Here is a 1,581-nt window from a genome sequence, read left to right as displayed (position 1 = left end):
AGCTTGGCGTTTATCCTCGCTGAGCTCGGTGCTCCTTGATCGATTCAGCGCGTTTGGCTGTCTTGCCAACGTCGTGGTGCCTGGCCCTGTGCTTGTTCTTCGAGCCGGCAGGCCGTCCCGGTCCTGGCCGGGAGGGTTTCGGTGCGGCTGCCGGACGGGCCGTGGTCGCGCGGACGTTGCGAAACCCGCGCCGCACCCGGGCCGGGGTGAGGCGGCGGGGTTCGGTGCGGCGTTCCCAGGGGCGGCGCAGGTCCTCGGTGAGGGGGCGGGCGAGACGGAGCTGGGTGTGGGCGGCGATGATGAGCCAGGTCCACAGGTCGGCGGTGTCCGCGTGGCGGATCTTCGGTGCTGTCCAGCCGAGGGTCTGCTTCATCAGCCGGAAGGTGTGTTCCAGGTCGAAGCGGCGCAGGAACGACTGCCACCAGCGGTCGATGTCCGCGGGTGTGGCACTGTCTGCCGAGGACCACAGCCAGACGGGTTTCGGGTCGCGGTCGCCCGGCAGGCGCTCGACCTTCAGCCGGATCAACGTGCCGTGGAGGATGGGCAGTTCCTCGTGAGCGTGTTCCAGCCAGGGGCCGCGGTGGGTGAGTCTGGGGTGCATCCGGTCCCAGGAGGTCGCCTCGGCGGTGCCGTAACGGGTGGTTGCGGTGGATGTGGTGAGGTCGGGGGTGTGCCAGGTGTCGGGCTTGGCGAGGGTGAGGACGCCGCCGTGGCGGCGCGGCCGCCCGCCGCGGGGCCCGGAGCGGGCGGGGCCGGCGTCGCGGAGCATGACCCGGTCCGAGCGCAGACGTCCCACCAGCACCACCGGGAGGTCGGCCAGGATGTGGGAGAGGTAGGCGGTGTCGTAGCCAGAATCCATGACGATCAGGATTTCGGGATCGCCCGGCTGCCAATGCCCGGCCGTTACCAACCCGACTACCACGTCCCGAAGTTGCCGGGCCGTGACTTGGGTGGCGTCGTCCGCCCGGCCCAGGCGGACCGCGTCCAGGAGAGCGACCCAGGAGGTGCGGCCCGTTTCCAGGGCAGCGACGAAGGAGTACGGCCAGCCCGGCACGAACTGGTCACTGCTGCGGTCCCCGCGTCCGTAGACGTGGCAGAACAGCCGCTCGTCGCTGGTCGGTGCGTCGGGCCGCAGCCAGTGCGACACATCCACCGCGAGCACGATCCGCCCGTCGGCCGCCCTGGGCACCGGCAGGCCGGTGAGCACGCGGCGCAGTCGCGCCGGCTCCAGCCAGCCCCGGTCCAGCGCGGCGTACAGGGCTCCGTGCCCGCGCCGGTGCTCGACCGCCAGCGACAGCTCCACCAATGTCTTCACCGGCCCGTCCGCACACAGCACCGCGTCGGTGAGCTCGAAGAGCGTATCCGCCCGCTTGTAGAGACACTCGTAGAACTCGACCCGAAAGCGGGACAACAGACCCAACGCCTCACTTCCGGGCACATCGGCAGGCAGACTCATGCGCAGCGGCCGTTCTCTCGCACTTCGTTACTCGACATCTCGAAGCGTGGAGAACGGCCGCCCACGCTGTCCCGGGAAGAACCGCAGGTCAGCAGGACGAGTGACCTGCGATGTTAAACGCCAAG

The 1,581-nt window shown here is 69.9% G+C and carries 1 protein-coding gene; it reads right to left on the bottom strand.

Annotated features, from left to right (window positions below; all coding sequences use genetic code 11):
* Nucleotides 1-10: 10 nt before the first annotated feature.
* Nucleotides 11-1,456, bottom strand: coding sequence for an NF041680 family putative transposase (locus tag G3I77_RS40535; RefSeq protein ID WP_248512482.1), 1,446 nt, complete (start codon nucleotides 1,454-1,456; stop codon nucleotides 11-13).
* Nucleotides 1,457-1,581: the final 125 nt, after the last annotated feature.

The sequence above is a fragment of the Streptomyces sp. D2-8 genome (genome assembly GCF_023184515.1).
Taxonomy (GTDB): domain Bacteria; phylum Actinomycetota; class Actinomycetes; order Streptomycetales; family Streptomycetaceae; genus Streptomyces.
Note: the sequence above shows the minus strand (reverse complement) of the source record. Positions and strands in the feature narration are given on the sequence as shown.

What these genes read in the sequence shown, in the direction of transcription:
- G3I77_RS40535 (WP_248512482.1), bottom strand. Translation starts at nt 1,456, where the DNA reads ATGAGTCTGCCTGCCGATGTGCCCGGAAGTGAGGCGTTGGGTCTGTTG.